20 protein-coding genes are annotated in these 16,327 nt (G+C 65.6%); 17 read left to right on the forward strand and 3 right to left on the reverse strand.

Annotation, left to right across the window (positions count from 1 at the left end):
• Window positions 1–234: 234 nt before the first annotated feature.
• From Q8R75_RS04970 to Q8R75_RS05010, 9 genes are all read left to right on the forward strand, one after another.
• Complete coding sequence (locus Q8R75_RS04970) at window positions 235–1,269, forward strand: nidogen-like domain-containing protein (protein ID WP_336623615.1); 1,035 nt, start codon at window positions 235–237, stop codon at window positions 1,267–1,269.
• Window positions 1,270–1,444: 175 nt separating this feature from the next.
• A complete protein-coding gene (locus Q8R75_RS04975; protein WP_305614091.1) occupies window positions 1,445–2,656 on the forward strand; it encodes a branched-chain amino acid ABC transporter substrate-binding protein in 1,212 nt (403 codons plus the stop codon).
• Window positions 2,657–2,663: 7 nt separating this feature from the next.
• Window positions 2,664–3,587 (forward strand): branched-chain amino acid ABC transporter permease, encoded by a 924-nt coding sequence (locus Q8R75_RS04980; RefSeq protein WP_305614092.1) that lies wholly within the window; start codon window positions 2,664–2,666, stop codon window positions 3,585–3,587.
• 70 nt (window positions 3,588–3,657) lie between these two features.
• Window positions 3,658–3,924, forward strand: a complete 267-nt coding sequence (locus Q8R75_RS04985) for a hypothetical protein (RefSeq protein ID WP_305614093.1) — start codon at window positions 3,658–3,660, stop codon at window positions 3,922–3,924.
• Entirely contained in the window at window positions 3,921–4,346 is a 426-nt protein-coding gene (locus Q8R75_RS04990) for a PIN domain-containing protein (RefSeq protein ID WP_305614094.1), read from the forward strand. Before Q8R75_RS04985 ends, Q8R75_RS04990 begins: the two co-directional genes overlap by 4 nt.
• Before the next feature lie 2 nt (window positions 4,347–4,348).
• Window positions 4,349–5,449 (forward strand): ABC transporter ATP-binding protein, encoded by a 1,101-nt coding sequence (locus Q8R75_RS04995; RefSeq protein ID WP_305614135.1) that lies wholly within the window; start codon window positions 4,349–4,351, stop codon window positions 5,447–5,449.
• Entirely contained in the window at window positions 5,446–6,267 is an 822-nt protein-coding gene (locus Q8R75_RS05000; protein ID WP_305614095.1) for an ABC transporter ATP-binding protein, read from the forward strand. The genes Q8R75_RS04995 and Q8R75_RS05000 overlap by 4 nt, the downstream gene beginning before the upstream one ends.
• Entirely contained in the window at window positions 6,267–6,968 is a 702-nt protein-coding gene (locus Q8R75_RS05005; RefSeq protein ID WP_305614096.1) for an ABC transporter ATP-binding protein, read from the forward strand. Before Q8R75_RS05000 ends, Q8R75_RS05005 begins: the two co-directional genes overlap by 1 nt.
• 153 nt (window positions 6,969–7,121) lie before the next feature.
• Window positions 7,122–7,499: a hypothetical protein gene (locus Q8R75_RS05010; RefSeq protein ID WP_305614097.1), complete on the forward strand. Its 378-nt coding sequence runs from the start codon at window positions 7,122–7,124 to the stop codon at window positions 7,497–7,499.
• 33 nt (window positions 7,500–7,532) lie between these two features.
• Here the strand turns inward: Q8R75_RS05010 and Q8R75_RS05015 are convergent, their stop codons facing one another.
• Entirely contained in the window at window positions 7,533–8,357 is an 825-nt protein-coding gene (locus Q8R75_RS05015; protein WP_305614098.1) for a DNRLRE domain-containing protein, read from the reverse strand.
• A 203-nt stretch (window positions 8,358–8,560) separates the two neighbouring features.
• Here Q8R75_RS05015 and Q8R75_RS05020 point away from each other — a divergent pair, with 203 nt between their 5' ends.
• Window positions 8,561–9,412, forward strand: coding sequence for a DNA ligase (locus Q8R75_RS05020; protein WP_305614099.1), 852 nt, complete (start codon window positions 8,561–8,563; stop codon window positions 9,410–9,412).
• A gap of 278 nt (window positions 9,413–9,690) precedes the next feature.
• Here the strand turns inward: Q8R75_RS05020 and Q8R75_RS05025 are convergent, their stop codons facing one another.
• Window positions 9,691–10,689 (reverse strand): cytochrome-c peroxidase, encoded by a 999-nt coding sequence (locus tag Q8R75_RS05025; RefSeq protein WP_305614100.1) that lies wholly within the window; start codon window positions 10,687–10,689, stop codon window positions 9,691–9,693.
• Between the two features lie 94 nt (window positions 10,690–10,783).
• The gene (locus Q8R75_RS05030; RefSeq protein WP_305614101.1) at window positions 10,784–11,701 is read right to left on the reverse strand and encodes an alpha/beta fold hydrolase; all 918 of its coding nucleotides are present in this window, start codon (window positions 11,699–11,701) and stop codon (window positions 10,784–10,786) included.
• Window positions 11,702–12,094: 393 nt separating this feature from the next.
• Between Q8R75_RS05030 and Q8R75_RS05035 the strand changes: the two genes are divergently transcribed.
• The 7 genes from Q8R75_RS05035 (at window position 12,095) to Q8R75_RS05065 (ending at window position 16,297) form a co-directional block, all read left to right on the forward strand.
• Window positions 12,095–12,775: an MBL fold metallo-hydrolase gene (locus Q8R75_RS05035; RefSeq protein ID WP_305614102.1), complete on the forward strand. Its 681-nt coding sequence runs from the start codon at window positions 12,095–12,097 to the stop codon at window positions 12,773–12,775.
• Window positions 12,776–12,811: 36 nt separating this feature from the next.
• Window positions 12,812–13,228 carry a hypothetical protein gene (locus tag Q8R75_RS05040; protein WP_305614103.1) on the forward strand — a complete coding sequence of 139 codons (417 nt, stop codon included), beginning with the start codon at window positions 12,812–12,814 and terminating at the stop codon, window positions 13,226–13,228.
• Between the two features lie 123 nt (window positions 13,229–13,351).
• Complete coding sequence (locus tag Q8R75_RS05045) at window positions 13,352–13,576, forward strand: addiction module protein (RefSeq protein ID WP_305614104.1); 225 nt, start codon at window positions 13,352–13,354, stop codon at window positions 13,574–13,576.
• Entirely contained in the window at window positions 13,573–13,866 is a 294-nt protein-coding gene (locus Q8R75_RS05050) for a type II toxin-antitoxin system RelE/ParE family toxin (protein ID WP_305614105.1), read from the forward strand. The genes Q8R75_RS05045 and Q8R75_RS05050 overlap by 4 nt, the downstream gene beginning before the upstream one ends.
• A 906-nt stretch (window positions 13,867–14,772) precedes the next feature.
• A complete protein-coding gene (locus tag Q8R75_RS05055; protein ID WP_305614106.1) occupies window positions 14,773–14,901 on the forward strand; it encodes a hypothetical protein in 129 nt (42 codons plus the stop codon).
• Window positions 14,898–15,938 carry an HNH endonuclease gene (locus tag Q8R75_RS05060; RefSeq protein ID WP_305614107.1) on the forward strand — a complete coding sequence of 347 codons (1,041 nt, stop codon included), beginning with the start codon at window positions 14,898–14,900 and terminating at the stop codon, window positions 15,936–15,938. The genes Q8R75_RS05055 and Q8R75_RS05060 overlap by 4 nt, the downstream gene beginning before the upstream one ends.
• Complete coding sequence (locus Q8R75_RS05065; RefSeq protein WP_305614108.1) at window positions 15,935–16,297, forward strand: hypothetical protein; 363 nt, start codon at window positions 15,935–15,937, stop codon at window positions 16,295–16,297. The genes Q8R75_RS05060 and Q8R75_RS05065 overlap by 4 nt, the downstream gene beginning before the upstream one ends.
• Window positions 16,298–16,327 lie beyond the last annotated feature (30 nt).

A 16,327-nucleotide genomic window follows, 5' to 3' on the forward strand; every position in this document is an offset into this window, starting at 1 on the left:
TCAAGGAGCTCCACCATAGTTTTTCGTCGTCTTGCCCTGCCCCTGCTGCTCGCCTCATTCGTCGGTTCGGCGCAGGCCATTCCGCTGCTTGATTTCGGCGTCGGCGAAGAAGGCTTCGGCACCGAGTTCCTGCCCGCGAATGACGACGGCTCGACCAACCTGCTGGACCTGCCGTTCGACATCAACTTCTTCGGCAGCACGTACAGCAGCTTTTTCGCCAACAACAACGGCAACATCACCTTCGAGTCTGCACTCGGCACCTTCACGCCGGATCCCTTCCCCGTCGCCAGTCAGCCAATGATTGCGCCGTACTGGGCTGACGTCGACACGCGTGTGGCGGGCAATCTGTGGATCCACTCGCCGAATGCCGACACCCTCGCGGTGACCTGGTCGGCCGTCGGCTACTTCGGTGACCAGATTCCCGGTGGCGGTGAAGAAGGCGGCGAAGGCAGCGGTGAAACGCTGCTCGCCGCGGCCGTCGGTCCGAAGACGAACAGCTTCCAGCTGGTGCTGCGCAATCGGGCCGACACGGGCACTGGCAACTTCGATGTGGATTTCCGCTACGCGCGCCTCGAATGGACCACCGGAGACGCCAGTGAAGGCACGGCTGGCCTGGGTGGAATCCCTGCACAGGCCGGCTATGACGCCGGTGATGGCGTCAATTTCCTGACGCTGCCCGGATCGCGCTCCGATGACGTGCTCGATCTGCAGCACAGCAGCAATGTGTCGTCCGAGACTCCGGGTCTGTGGACGTTCGCAATCCGCAACGGCGCACCGCCCGGATCGTCGCCGTCGAACCCGCTGCTGCCGGTGGCCACCGACGAAGGCTGGTCGTTTACCTTCAACGTACGGCCGGGCGAAATCTTCTTCATCGATCCCGACATCGCCATCGGCTACGACTACTTCCTCGAAAGCGGCCCGCTGTTCGCCAGCGTGCTGCTGCCGGAACTGGGCGACGACGCCTACGAAGTCTGGCTGTGGAACGGCGCCGAGTGGGTGTTCGCCGACAATGTGCTGGCCGGCGAGGAGTATCTGCTGAGCGAGGGCGTCGACCGCTTCCGCGTGCTCGGCATCGAAGAAAGCCTGGCACTCGATCCGCTGAACCCGACCGCCTTCGTGACCGGACTGACCTTCGCCGGAGCCGGTGCGGTCCAGCTGTCGCAGAACCCGATCGTGCTGTCGTTGCCGGTGCCCGAGCCGGAAACGTATGCGATGTTCCTCGCCGGTCTGGGCCTGATCGCGGCGGCGCGCCGCCGCGTGCGCAGCTGACGGAGACGCGGTTCCGGGGTGCCGAAAAGCCGGCGTGCGAGCCGACGTAATCGCACGCCGGCTTTTTTGTCGCCCGTCCCTCCGGCGCAATCGCGCGCAAACAAAATTGACGCTGCCCGCAGCCGCCCGCAAAATCCGGCGCTGACCTTCTTTCCAGCCTTGCGGAGACTTTTCCATGACCCAGCCCTTCCCGTCGCGTCCCCTGCCTGCGCTTCTCATTCTGTCGGCCTGCCTGCTCGCGGCGTGCGGCGAACAGACCGATACGGCGCCGTCGGCGGCACCCGTGGCCGGAGCACCGTCGATGGAAGCGCCGCTCGTCGTGCGGCTGGGTCATGTGGCGCCGCTGACCGGGCCGCAGGCGCATCTGGGCAAGGACAACGAGAACGGGGCCCGGCTGGCGATCGACGACCTGAATGCCGAAGGCTTCAAGATCGGTGACAAGCTGGCGCGTTTCGAACTGCTCGGCGAAGACGATCAGGCCGACCCGCGCCAGGGCACGACCGTGGCGCAGAAGCTCGCCGATTCGCGCGTCAATGCGGTCATCGGTCACCTGAACAGCGGCACCACCATTCCCGCATCACGTATCTATCACGACGCCGGCATCGTGCAGGTGTCGCCGTCAGCGACCAACCCGCAGTACACCCGGCAGGGTTACGCCGGCGCCTTCCGCGTGTTCGCCGATGACGTGCAGCAGGGCGGCGCACTCGGTACCTTCGCGATGAAGAACCTGAATGCGCGGCGCATCGCAATCATCGATGACCGCACCGCCTACGGCCAGGGCCTGGCCGACGAATTCGAGAAGGCCGCCAGGGCAGCCGGCGCAGAAATCGTCACCCGCGAGTACACGACCGACAAGGCGACCGACTTCGCTTCCATCCTGACCAAGGTGAAATCGACTTCGGCCGACCTGCTGTTCTACGGCGGCATGGACACCCAGGCGGGGCCGATGGCGCGCCAGCTGAAGACGCTCAATCTGGGCATCCCGATGCTGTTCGGCGACGGCGGCTGCACGGTCGAATTCCACAAGCTGGCCGGCGAGGGCGCTGAAGGTCACTACTGCTCGCTGCCCGGTGTGCCGCTGGACAAGATGGCCGGCGGCACCGCCTTCCGCGAGCGCTACAAGGCGAAGTTCAACACCAACATCCAGCTCTACGCGCCGTATGCGTACGACGCGGTGCGCGTGGTGGCCGAGGCGATGAAGAAAGCCGGCTCGACCGACCGCATGAAATTCCTGCCCGAGCTCGAACAGATCAACTACCCGGGCCTGACCGCGCAGATCACCTTCGACGAAAAGGGCGACATCAAGAACGGCGCAGTGACGTTGTACCAGGCAAAGTCCGGTGCGTGGTCTCCGCTGGAGACAGTGGGCGGCGACGCGACGCCGTAAGCGCCGCGTGGACATTTTCATCCAGCAGATCATCAATGGTCTGGTGCTCGGCAGCATCTACGCGCTGGTGGCACTGGGCTACACGATGGTCTATGGCATTCTCGGGCTGATCAACTTCGCGCACGGCGAGGTGGTGATGATCGGCGCACTGACCGCGCTGACCGCCATCGGCCTGCTCGTACCGTCCGGCCTGCCCGGTCCGCTGGTGGTGCTCGGCGGCCTGCTGATCGCCATTCCGGTCTGCATGGCGGTCGGCTTTTCGATCGAGCGCATCGCCTACCGGCCGCTGCGCAACGCGCCGCGGCTGGCGCCGCTGATCACCGCCATCGGCGTGTCCATCGTGCTGCAGCAGCTCGCGATGATCGGCTGGGGCCGCAATTACCACACCTTCCCGGCCATCCTGCCGACCACGCCGCATCAGGTGCTTGGCGCAGCGATCACGGATCTGCAGATCCTCATCGTCGTCACCGCTGCAGTGCTGATGTCGGCGCTGCTTTGGCTCATCACGCGCACCCGGCTCGGCCGCGCAATGCGCGCGACGGCCGAAAACCCGGCGGTGGCGCGGCTGATGGGCGTCAACGTCGACCGCGTCATCGCCTACACCTTCGTGCTCGGCTCGGCGCTGGCGGCGGTGGCCGGTGTCATGGTCGCGGCCAACTATTCGATCGCGCACTACGCCATGGGCTTCATGCTCGGCCTGAAAGCGTTCACCGCCGCCGTGCTGGGCGGCATCGGCAATGTCGGCGGTGCCATGCTGGGCGGCCTCTTGCTGGGCGTCATCGAAAGTCTGGGCGCCGGCTACATCGGCGACCTGACCGGCGGTTTCCTCGGCAGCCACTATCAGGACGTGTTCGCCTTCTTCGTGCTCATCCTGGTGCTGGTGTTCCGCCCGTCCGGCCTGATGGGCGAGAAGGTGGCGGAGCGGGCATGAGCGCAGGGCGTCATTAGCACATAACCTGTGCTACACTGGTCCCGTGTGATATTTCAATGTCGAGGGCGACATGGCCAATCTAACGTTGGTGATTGACGACGAGTTGCTGCAGAAGGCGCGAATCCGCGCAGCGAGCGAAGGGACCTCGGTCAATGCGGTCGTGCGCGAGCAGATTGCCCGTTACGCCAGCGGCCGTGAGGCGCGCCTGCGCGCGTTGGCCGAACTCGACGCACTGGTCGACCGCCTCCAGCCCTCCAGCGGAGGCGGCCGGACCTTCGATCGCAATGACATCTACGAAGAGCGGATGCCCCGCCACGGCCCGGCGCGCGAGCAGTGAAGTTCTTCTTCGACACGAATGTGCTGCTGTACCGGATAGATACGGCTGACCCGACCAAGCAGCAGGCAGCCCGCGCGTGCTTCAATCACCACGCCGAAGCCGGCAACGCAGTCATCAGCACGCAAGTCATGCAGGAATTCCATTACGTGCTTCGGGCACGATTCGCGTCCACCGTTCCGGCGGAGGACGCTTTCCGCATGACCGAGGCGCTGACCGTGCTGGACGTCGTGCAGGTCACGCCGCAACTGGTATTGATCGCGGCGCGGCGCAGTCAGCATCATCGACTGTCGTTCTGGGACGCGCTCATCGTATCGGCCGCCGCCCATGCCGGATGCGACACGCTGATCACCGAAGGCCTCAGTCACGGCCAGGTGATAGACGGCATGCGTATCGAGAACCCATTTCTCGGTAACGCCGCGTGACCCTGCCCGGCGACCCGAAACTGCGCGCCCGGCTGGGCATCGTGCTGATCGGCATCGCGCTGGCGGTGCTGCCCTTCGTCGTCGGCGCGAATTTCGGCAATTCGTGGGTGCGCATCATCGACTTCGCGCTGCTCTACGTCATGCTGGCGCTTGGCCTGAACATCGTGGTCGGCTTCGCCGGTCTGCTCGATCTGGGTTACATCGCCTTCTATGCGGTCGGCGCCTATTTATATGCGCTGCTGTCGAGCCCGCATCTTGCCATCGCATTTCCAGCCGTTTTCGCCAGCGCGCCAGCCTGGTCGGTGTGGCTGGTATTGCCGCTGGGCGCGCTGGTCGCCGGCCTGTTCGGTGTGATGCTGGGCACGCCGACGCTCAAGCTGCGCGGCGACTACCTCGCCATCGTGACGCTCGGCTTCGGCGAAATCATCCGTATCTTCCTGAACAACCTGAACGCGCCGCTGAACCTGACCAACGGACCGCAGGGCATCAACAACATCCAGTCGGCGCAGATCGCCGGCCAGTCGCTCGGCCGCAGCTTCGAACTGTTCGGGCTGCAGATCCCGTCGGTCACCGCGCACTACTACTTCTTCCTCGCACTGACGCTGCTGGTCATCTTCATCTGCGTGCGTCTTCAGGATTCGCGGCTCGGCCGGGCCTGGGTCGCCATCCGCGAAGACGAACTGGCGGCGCGTGCGTGCGGCATCAACACACGCAACGTGAAGCTGCTGGCTTTCGGGCTCGGCGCGACGTTCGGCGGCGTGGCAGGGGGCCTGTTTGCCGGCTTCCAGGGTTTCGTCAGTCCGGAATCGTTCGGCCTGCTCGAATCCATCATGGTGCTGTGCATGGTGGTGCTGGGTGGCATGGGGAACATCGCCGGCGTCATCCTGGGCGCGCTGCTGCTGGCGCTGCTGCCTGAAGTGCTGCGCTGGGGCGCCGCACCGGTGCAGCAGTGGCTGTTCGGCAAGGTGCTGGTCGATCCGGAATCGCTGCGCCTGCTGTTGTTCGGCGTGGCGCTGGTGCTCGTGATGCGGTGGCGACCCGCCGGCCTGTGGCCGTCGGCGCTGCGCAAACGCGAACTGGCCGCGCACGCGGAGGCGACATGAGCGACCCCGCAAGCCGCCCCGAGGACAAAGCTGCGCAGGACGCCGTGCTGCTGTCGGCCAGCGGCGTGTCGAAGCGCTTCGGCGGCGTGCAGGCGCTGCTCGACGTGTCGCTGACGATACGGCGCGGCGAGGTGTATGGCCTGATCGGACCGAATGGCGCCGGCAAGACCAGCTTCTTCAACGTGCTGACCGGCCTGTACAGCCCGGACGAAGGCCGCGTCACCTTCGACGGCCATGACCTGCCGCCGGGCGTACCGCACCGCATCGCCGGCGCCGGCATTGCGCGCACCTTCCAGAACATCCGGCTGTTCGGCGCCATGAGCGCGCTCGAGAACGTCATGGTTGGCCGGCATATCCGGCTGCGCACCGGCGTCATCGGCGCCATCCTGCGCACGCCTGCCGCGCGCGCCGAAGAAGCGGCCACCGAGGCGCGCGCGCATGAATTGCTGCGCTACGTCGGCATCGACCATCTGGCCAACCAGCAGTCGACCCACTTGAGCTACGGCGACCAGCGCCGGCTCGAAATCGCCCGTGCGCTGGCGTCCGAACCGAAGCTGCTGGCGCTCGATGAACCGGCGGCCGGCATGAACGCCACCGAAACGGCCGGCCTGCGCACGTTGATCGAAAAGCTTCGCGACGACGGGCTCACCGTGCTGCTGATCGAACACGACGTGAAACTTGTGATGGGCCTGTGCGACCGCGTGGCCGTGCTCGACTACGGCGAGAAGATCGCCGAAGACGTGCCCGACGTGGTGCGCCGCCACCCGCGCGTCATCACCGCGTATCTGGGCCGGCAGGCCGACCCGGAGGCCGCCTGATGCTGGAAGTACGCGGGCTGACCGTGCACTACGGCGGCATCCGGGCGGTCAAGGGTATTGATCTCGACATCGCGGCGGGCGAGAAGGTGGCGCTGATCGGCGCCAACGGCGCCGGCAAGACCAGCACGCTGAAGGCGCTGGCGCGCATGCTGCCGGCTGGCGGTGAAATGCGCTTCGATGGCAGCGACATTTCGCAGGCACCTGCGCACACGCTGGTCGGTCGCGGTCTGGCGCTGGTGCCGGAGGGCCGTGGCGTGTTCGCCCGCCTGTCGGTGCGCGAAAACCTCGATATGGGTGCCTATGCGCGCGACGACCGCGCCGCCATCGCGGCCGACCTCGATCGCGTCTTTACGCTGCTGCCGCGGCTGAAGGAACGCGCCGGCCAGACCGCGGGCACCTTGTCCGGCGGCGAACAACAGATGGTCGCCATTGGCCGCGCATTGATGAGCCGGCCGCGTCTGCTGCTGCTCGACGAGCCGTCGATGGGCCTGTCGCCGGTCATGGTCGATACGGTGTTCGGCGTCATCCGCGACATTGCGCGCGACGGCGTCACGCTGCTGCTGGTCGAACAGAACGCGCGCCTTGCGCTGTCGCTGTGCGACCGCGGCTACGTGATGGACAGCGGCCGCATCACGCTGGCCGCAGCTTCGGCCGAACTGCTCGACAACCCCGCCGTGCGCGCCGCGTATCTGGGCGAGTGAAGGGCGGCGACCGGCGCGCGCGTGACGGCTGGTGCCGCCGATCGCAAGACTTCTCCCCCGCCTGCGGTGACATTCGCCCGACCGTGCGCGCCGCCGGCTGACCGGCGCGGTCGCCGACTATTCTTGCGCGCTCGATCCCTGCGGAGCACACCCATGAAAACGACCTTTGCGATGACGCTGTGCGCCGTGTCCTTCGCCTGCAGCGCCGGCGATGACCCGCGGCAGTCACTCGCCAATCAGCTGGCGGCGTGCTCCGCCGCATTTGCCGATGCGGCCGCGGCCGGTGAAGCGTCGCGTGCGTCGCGGCTGGGCTACGCGGGCAAGAATCAGCTGCAGCTGGCCATGCGACTGGCCGACCGTTCAGTCACGTCGGCCACGCTGAGCACGGAGCGCAAGGCGCTGGCCGAAAGACGTGCCGACCCGGCGGGCGCCGCCGCACTGGACGCCAGCTTCGAGCGACGCAGCGACGAATGCAATCGGCTTATCGAACACAACATGGCCGTCATCGACAGCCTGCGCGACGGTCGCTGACCGACGCGCCCGGCCGGTTTGCTGCGACGACGTTCAGGCCCTGTTGCGGCGGCGACGCGCCACCAGCAGCAGGCCCAGACCGGCGCCCATCATGAGCACCGATGACGGCTCCGGCACCGCGCTGATCTGCAGGAAGGGGCGCATCGACGCATCGGCCGACGCCGACGAGGCATACAGCGCACCGACATAGCGGCTGTTGCCATCGACGTCGAATTCCACCACGTCGCGCTGCGCCAGCAGCACACCATAGTTCGACGACGGATTGTCGAGCCAGCTGCGCACCAGCGCCGTGGCATCGAAACTGACCCAGCTATTCACGCTGTTCTGCACCGTGCTCGAACTGGCCGTCATGGCGGTCATCGGTGCGGTTTCCCAGGTCACGCTGCTTTCGTTCCATGCTTCGAGGACCCGGAACATTTCGGTGGTGGCCGGATGTTCGGCACTCGGGCTTTCGAACGGCGACAGCGACGGCACGCCATACAGGTTGATCGTCGCGCTGGCGACGCCGGCCGACGTCAGGTTCAGCAGCCCGAGGTCGAAGCGGATCAGGGTTTTGGTGTCGTGCGCCCGCTCGACGCCGCCGTCGCCGAAACGCGGGTCGGTGTCCGCCGTGCCGAGGAAGTTGCCGAACGGCACGGCTGCCGGCGGGTTCAGCGCCGACAGCGTGGTCGTGTCGAGATTGGTGCGGCGCGGGGCCGGAATGCCGAATACGCCGTCAATGCCGAATTCGTAGATGAACACGTCTTCGCTCGACGCTTCGTCCGGCTGCAGCGTGACATTGACGGCGGCGTTCGCGGCGTGTCCGAACGACAGGGCGGCTGCCAGGACAGCCGGTGCAAACAGGGTTGAAGCTTTCATCTGAACCTCCGGAGTGTTGTGGGGTGACTGCGTCATGCGGGAACCCGGACCCGTGTCGACGACACGGCCAGGTTCGCGACGTCTACGCAGCCACGGCACCATCAGATGCAATGTCACCCGCGAACTTCGTCGGACCGGCATCGTGGATGCCATTCGCATTAACGGGTTAAGCTTTGCACCCCGCTGCCCGAGGAACCGGTCGCATGATTCGATTGCCCGCATGGCTGCGCCTTGTGTTGTGCGCAGTGCTGTCGATGCCGGCCGCGCTGGCTGCGCTGGCTGCGCCGCCGGCGCTGATGCACGCGCAGCGCCATCACGACGGCATCGACCCGGCCGCCTACTGGGTCAGCGAAAAGCTCGACGGGGTGCGCGCGGTGTGGGACGGTCGGGTGCTGCGCTTTCGCAGCGGCCGGCCGATCGCTGCGCCGGTCTGGTTCACCGGGCCCCTGCCCGAACTGCCGCTCGATGGCGAACTGTGGATCGCCCGCGGCCGCTTCGATGTACTGTCAGGCATTGTTCGACGCGATGTACCGGCCGATGCCGACTGGCAGCCAGTGCGCTACCTGCTGTTCGACCAGCCGGGCGCGCCGGGCGACTTCAGCCAGCGCTTCGCGCGCCTGACGCGCATCGTCGCCGACGCGGGCCTGCCCTGGCTGCAGGTCGTGCCGCAACGGCGCGTGACCGACCGCGCCGAACTGGCAGCACTTTTCGATGAGGTGGTCGCCGGTGGTGGCGAAGGACTGATGCTGCACCGGGCCGACGCGCTGTGGAGCGCCGGGCGCAGCGACGCGCTGCTCAAACTCACGCCGTTTCTCGACGCCGAAGCCACTGTGACCGGTCACGTGCCGGGTAAAGGCCGCCATCGCGGTCGGCTCGGAGCGCTCGAGGTGATGGACGCCGAAGGCCGGCGCTTTCGCATCGGCAGTGGCTTCAGCGACGCGGCACGCGCCGCTCCGCCGGCCATCGGCGCACGGGTGACCTATCGCTATCGCGAACTCACCGCCCGCGGCATGCCGCGTTTCCCGGTGTTTCTTCGGGTGCGTGACCTGCCGTAGCGTTTCCTGTGGGAGCCTCCCCTGCGGGAGCGGCGATCCACGGTTGGCCCTGCAGGGCCAACCGGCTCTGCGGGCGGCGAGCAGTACTCGCCGAAACCTCTGCTCCGCCCCTGTAGGAGCGGCGGCCTCGCCGCGATACGCACTTCGCACCGCGATGGTCATGGCGCTGATCGCGTCGGGGCCGTCGCTCCCACAGTCGCTGCGTTTGAGGGCTTGCTATGGTCTCTGGTGGCGCCGCCTACAGGCTCCCCCGCTCCCCGGGGGGCCTGTCTCCGGGCTCAGTTCTTCGCGAACGGCGTCGGGCGGGGCGTGCTGTCGGCTGACGGCGGCAGGATGGGCAGCGTGAAGCTGGGCTGGTCACCGGTCAGTGTCTTCAGAAAGGCGACGATGCGCGCGTTCTCGTCCGGCGAGAACTTCCGGCCCAGTTGCAGCCGGCCCATGATGGTGACCGATTCGGCCAGCGTATTGGCTGCACCGTCGTGGAAGTAGGGGTAGGTCAATTCCACGTTGCGCAGCGTAGGCACCTTGAAGTTGAAACGGTCGATATCCTTGCCGGTCACCGCCGAACGCCCCTCGGCCGAACTCGTGGACTTGTACGGCTCGACCAGCCCCATCTTCTGGAATGTCGCGCCGCCGACCGCCTCGCCGTTGTGGCAGGCGATGCAGCCGCTGTCCTTGAACAGCTCGTAGCCGGCCAGCTCCTGCGCGGTGAGTGCGTCGTCCCGGCCGAGCAGCCACTGATCGAAACGCGAGTTCGGCGTGACCAGCGTCTTTTCGAATTCGGCGATCGCCAGCGTCACCTGATCGATGTCGATCTTCTCCGTGCCGAACACCTGGCGGAATTCGCGCACATAGCCCGGAATGGTGCCCAGCACGCTGATGGCCAGCGTGTGCGAAAACGCCATTTCACCCGGGTTGGCGATCGGGCCGCCCGCCTGTTCCTTCAGGTCCGCGGCACGGCCGTCCCAGAACTGCGCGACATTCAGGCTCGAATTGAGCACCGTCGGTGCATTGATCGGCCCTTGCTGCCACCTGTCGCCGATTGAGGTCGGAATGTTGTCGGTGCCGCCCATCGACAGGTTGTGACAGGAATTGCACGAGATGAAACCGGACTTGGACAGTCGCGGATCGAAGTAGAGCTTCTTGCCCAGTTCGACCATGCCCAGATTGATGTTCTGCGGCGGACGGATGGGCTTGATGGGCTCCTCCCTGAAGGCCTGACTGACCGCCACGCCCGACACCGCGGCGATCGCCGCGGCCAGAAGAATGCGTTTCATGCTGGATACTCCCGTGTAAATGACTGACCACAGTGTGGTCAATCTGGACTCAGTCCAGAATGATCAAAGTCAACGATGCTTTCGGTCGGCGCAGTCACGCCGATGTGGCGAGAAAGGCCACGAGCGCGGCGCGCGCCTGAGGCAGTGCGGTGCCCAGGTCATGCTCCGCATCAAGCGAAATCAGCGCCGTGCCGGGCCGCGCGGCCACCAGCCGGTGCGCTTCGCTGATCGGAACGGTGCTGTCGTGAACGCCGTGCGCCAGCAGCACCGGGCAGCGGACTTTCGGCAGCGTGGCCAGTGGCGCAATGTCGTCGAAGCGGGCACCGATCACGCGCTGCACATGGCCCGTGATCAGCGCGCCGAACGGACGCCACGGGATACCCATCGCCGCGAGATAGCGCCGCATCATGCCCTGCGGGTGCGCGAAGGCCGACAGGCTGATCACCGCCTGCGCACGCGGGCGGCGGCTCGCTTCCAGCAGCACGGCGGCGGCGCCGACCGAATGGCCGATCAGCGACAGGCGCGCCGGATCGACGTCGCTCCGCGCGCCGAGCCAGTCCAGCCCGCTGGCCACGTCATCGGCGAAGCGTGGCAGCGACATGAAGTCGATGTCATCGCTGGCGCCGTGGCCGCGCGCATCGAGCAGCAGCACGGCGTGACCGGCTTCGTGCAGCGGGCGCGCGAGCGGCAGCATCATCGACGCGTTGGCGCCCCAGCCGTGCATCACCAGTGCGGCAGATGCGCGTCCGTCGGTGCCGGCCGGCACGAACCAGCCGTGCAGGCGCCGACCGTCGCGGGCCGTCAGCCATACCGTGGCAGCCTGCAGGTCATGGTCCGCCGGCGTGGTCGCATGCGGCTCGCGGGCGGCCGCGAAACGTCGCAGCAGCCAGCGTCTGAACGGCGATGCGTGCCTGTCGCCGTGCGCCCCGGCGGGCGACGCCGTCGGCGGTTCCGGTGCGATTCCATGCCGGCAGGTGGCGCTGATCAAGGCGAAGACAAGGTTTCGAGTCATGGGCTGGACAAGGTGATCGAAAGACCATCGGCGGATCGCGCGTCCTGTTCGGTCCGCTGAATCCATGCCGGCGCAGTTGCCGGTGCCGGTCCTTGTTCCCCTATCAAGATGCGTGCCGTGCGCGACTTTTCGTCCTTCTGCCGCAAAAAACGCGTCCATTCATCGGCTTGGGTCGCGCCCGGCGACCGCCTTTGTCCTGCGGCGCTGCCAGCGCTGCGCCGTCGACTGCCCGAGATGGCAGCGAGACTGCCAACGGCAGTGCGTCCGCACTATCGGGTTGGCGCGACCAGCGCTCATGCGACTGATTGGAATGGCTATTTTCGCGGCGGACGCGGCTGGCACGGCACTTGATAGGACAGTGCACGACATCCTTCAAGCACTGCCGAGCCTACCGTGTATTTTCATCCGATCGAAGAACCCGACGCCGGCCACATCGGTTATCTGCTGGCCGATGCCGCCTCGCTGGCTGCGGTCATCATCGATCCGCCGCCGCGCAGCACCGAACTGCTGCTGGCGCTGCTGGCCGAGCGCCGATTCCGCTTGAGCCACGTGCTGCGCACCCATGTCCATACGAGCCAGCCGCTGAATTGCAGTGCGCTGAGCGAGCTGACCGGTGCCACGCTGGTGATCGCCGATGGCGTCGGCATCAATGCCGCCTGCCCGGCAAAGGTCGAGCGCGCGGTGCATGGCAGCACGCTGGTGTTCGGGCAGGAGGTGTTGCGCGTGCTGGCCACGCCCGGCCATACCGCGCACTGCGTGAGTTATCTGTGGCGCGACCGCCTGTTCTGCGGCGATGCCTTCGATCTGGGCAGTTGCGCCGATGGCGATGACGACGCCGATGCCGGCCTGCTGTACGACAGCCTGACAAGTCGCCTCTTTATGCTGCCGGAACAGACCCTCGTCTTTCCGGCCCATCCGCTGCACGGGCGCCGCGTAGCCACGCTGGGCGAACTGCGCCTGCGCAGCGCGCCGCTGCTCGCCGGCAGCCGCGACACCTTCATCACCGACATGACATCCAGACGCGCCGCACATCTGCGGCACGCGCGTCCTTCGCCGACAGCGAAGCGGCGCTGAAACGCACGCCTTCCACTCACCACCGGAGACTTACCCATGAAGAAAGCACTCGTCACCCTCGCACTCGCCACCCTGTCGTCGGTCGCACTGGCCGACAAGCAGGCGGTCACCGTCATCCTCAGTTCCGAAAGCGGCATGACCCAGGGCATGGCCATGGTGCTGGCCAACCAGATGCAGGAACAGGGCGGCCAGGTCGACATCCTGCTGTGCGACAAGGCAGGCGACCTCGCGCTGAAGGGCGCCGGCGGCACGCCGCTCAAGCCCAAGGACGTCACGCCCGCGCAACTGCTGGATGCCGCCATGAAGAAGGGCGCCACCGCCTCCGTGTGCGCGATCTACCTGCCGAACACCGGCCACAAGCCGGACATGCTGAAGGACGGCATCACGCCGGCCAAGCCGGATGCCATGGGTCGTGCGCTGATGGAGCCGAACCGCAAGGTCGTGGCGTTCTGATTCTCGCGGCGGGCGGTCTGCGACAGGCGGGCCGCCTGCGCCCGCTCACCGACCGCTTCGCGCACTCGCCGCCATCCACGCGGTCTTCCACCTGTGGCATGCTTTCCGCAAGCGAGGTGTGAAATGACCATTCCAATTGATGTTCTCGAAGCCGAGGTCCTGAGCCTCCCTGAAGCAGAACGCGCCAGGCTCATCGACCGGCTCATATCGAGCCTGGAGAAAGATCCCGAGTGGGCGACTGCCTGGTCGAAAGAGGCCGATCGTCGGGAGGCTCGCATCGCCAGCGGCGAAGCGGCATGGGTGCGCGGCGAAGACGCGGTGGCGCGAATCCGATCAAAGCTTGCGTGAGCTACTTTCTTTCCCCGGAAGCCGAGGCTGAACTGGCCGAAGCCGTCGGCTTCTATGCTGAGCATGTTAGTGCGAACGTGGCTCGCAACTTCCTGGCCATATTCGATGAGAAGGCGCGGCTGCTTTCGGAATTTCCGGGTCTTGGTACGCCGACGAGCAAGGGGCGGCTTCTCTTCCCGATCGGCCGATACCCATACTCCCTTCTGTACCGCGCGGACTCCGGAGTGATCAGGATCAGCGCCATCGCTCACCACAGCCGGCTCCCCTCCTACTGGGAACGCCGTTCATGAGGCTTTTGCCTGCGTAGAGAGCCGCCTCTCAGGTCTGTGGAAGACCGATGCAGTTTGTCGAGCGCCTGATCGCCAGCTTTGAGCCTGATTCTGCGTCGCAAGCTGCCGGGCCGAGAGTAAGCATAACGCGTCGGGATGATGTGAAGACCGGCAACACGGCCATGGTTTCTGGCGACGAGGCGCTTGCGCGTGTTCGAGCGCGTATCCGTGAGCTACTGCCACCTCTCAGCGCGAAGGTCTCCACGAACACCAGCGGCACGACCTGCGTCGTCAGCAGACGGGGTGTCGAGATAAGTCGGGTTCATGCCTTAAGTACCAGCAGGCCGTCGGCTGATCGGGACACCGAAGGCCCGTCGCCATCCCACCCCAGCAGCTTGACCCGGTCGCCGCGCCGGCCGCCAGCCAGGTACTGGTGCCCGACGGAATCAGCATCGCGCAGCCAGCCGCGCGAGCCTCAGCACCAGCGTGTTGGCATCAGGGAGGGGAAGACGGCGGTCGGACGCTTACCGTCGATTCGCGACTGGCGCCTATATGCCGATCACACTCTGGCTCCATTGCGCCGGTCGGTGACACCCGGAACGTGAACGTTTGGCCTTGGTATTCGCGGGTGATGAGAGCGTGCAAGGGCGCCCCTGTTTGACCGAGGGCGGCGGAGTGGCCATGCAGCGGCCTGCAAATTCGTGGACACGAGAGCGGGGCGTCTCGGTTCACTGAATCACTTCACCCCCTATGCACCGGGTGGAGACGGCCAAACTGTCCGCACATCACGGGTGCCTAGGCCCGCATTCTGGTTTGGCGCCATAGACCAACTCGGAGGGACTGTTCGACGCTGAACCAGTTCAGCCTGTTGGCGGCGGCGGGACGTTCCTAACATGACCACGACACACATCACTCGGAGACACTCCGATGGAAGCTCATCTCTCCTTCAAGGCCCTTTGTCTTATCCTTGGTCTTGCTGTCGCGCTCGGTGCGGCGCTGAACGAACAAGGTTGGTCGCTGGTGTTGCAGGTTGTTAGCCTGCTCACGGCGAAATGAACAAGGGGCGATATGTCAAACGAAGCGATCGGCAGCGGCATCCCTTAGCATCATTTCCCGTCACGGCGCTGCTGCTCAACTCGCTGCCCGCCTCCGCCACGGAAGACAGGGCCTGCGAGCGACGATCCGTACACTTCGTTGTACCAATGACCGGCGCAGTCGCTAAACTCATCGTCACGTCATTGGCCCTCAGGGAGCCGGCAGCGGCAGCTTCGGTTGCACTGCCTGAAATCTTCATGCGTGAAGGTCGTTGGACAAGAGATCAACTGAAGCTCGCCTTTCACCTGTATTGCCAGCTTCCATTCGGAAAGCTGCATTCGCGCAATAACGAGGTCATGCAGTTGGCCAGCCAGATCGGCAGAACGCCGTCAGCCGTGGCCATGAAGCTTGTGAACTTCGCCAGCCTCGATCCGGCGATCACGAGTACGGGCCGCAGGGGCCTTGATGGCGCGTCTGCGCTCGACCGTGAGATCTGGGCGGATTTCCATGCTGACTGGGAAAGTCTGGCACTTGAGTGCGAGAGACTGCGCAAACAATTCGTGACGGATGCTGCGGCCGACCCGATGGAAGACGAAAAGCTCCAAGGCTTCGAGATTCCGGACGATTTCACCGGCGAATCCCGCCGCGTGTTGACCGAACAGCGCATCAAGCAGAATTTCTTCCGCCGCGCTGTGCTGGCCAGTTATCGCGGTCGCTGTTGCATGTCCGGAGTTTCGGAACCGCGGCTGCTCATTGCAAGCCATATCGTGCCGTGGAAGGCGGACAAGGCAAACCGGCTCAATCCGGGCAACGGGCTGTGTCTTTCCGCCATCCATGACCGTGCTTTTGACCAAGGACTCATTTCGCTGAGCGACGACTGGAAAGTCCTGCTGTCGGAAAAACTGCGCCGATCCGACGAGCCCTTCGTCGAGTCCGTCTTCAAGCCGCTCGAAGGCCGTGCGATCGAGTTGCCGCATCGCTTTGTGCCTGAGGCCGCCTTTCTTCGAAGGCACCGCAGCGAGGTGTTTCTCGACAACCGCTGGGCAGGTTTCGCATGAATGAGTACAGCATTTTCGACTACCTCTGCCGCGATGCAGGCAACTACAAATCGTGGCGCAGCGTGTTGCTCGAAGGCCGCGCGACTTCAGCCGACATTGAGGCGGTCAAGGCAAGCCTTGACCGTGGTGAGTTCTTCATCGCCGAACAGCTCGGAATTCCGGCCGCGTATGCGAAGCCGGAGGAAGACAAGAGCACGCCGACCGAGGATGACCACGTCTGGCATGAGTTTTCCGAACCGAGACCCGCACAGGCAGACGAGATGGCTGGCGAACCGTGGGGAACGGTCGCCGAACTCGTGATGCGGTTCAGGTCGGTGACGCGATGGGATGAGCGGCTGTCGCCTCATTGGGATCTGTGAGGTCATCCGCAAAAGGGGCTGATCGCGCCC

Source organism: Methyloversatilis sp. (genome assembly GCF_030696805.1).
GTDB lineage: Bacteria > Pseudomonadota > Gammaproteobacteria > Burkholderiales > Rhodocyclaceae > Methyloversatilis.